Here is a 253-nt window from a genome sequence, read left to right as displayed (position 1 = left end):
CTTTACGACAAAGTATCGACGTAAGCTATTTGACGGACTGATGCTCGCTCAACTGCGTGATGCATTTGACTCCGCTGCGGCAAAACTTGAATGCGAAATTATTGAGATGGACGGAGAGCCTGACCATGTGCATCTGCTGGTTGCTTACCCGCCAAAACTGGCGGTCAGTGTGATGGTCAACAATCTGAAATCAGTATCGTCGCGCCTGCTGCGCCAGCAAAACACACATTTACGGACGCAAAGTAAAACGGGG

At 49.8% G+C, this 253-nt stretch carries 1 protein-coding gene; it reads left to right on the top strand.

Going from position 1 to position 253, the window contains the following annotated elements:
• A partial coding sequence (gene tnpA / locus BHE89_RS02410; protein WP_128860282.1) for an IS200/IS605 family transposase occupies positions 1–253 on the top strand: 253 nt, incomplete at both ends.

This window comes from Shigella sp. FC1967 (assembly GCF_001743005.1).
GTDB lineage: Bacteria > Pseudomonadota > Gammaproteobacteria > Enterobacterales > Enterobacteriaceae > Proteus.
The sequence above is the reverse complement of the archived record's forward strand: the minus strand, read 5'-3'. Positions and strand labels throughout refer to the sequence as shown.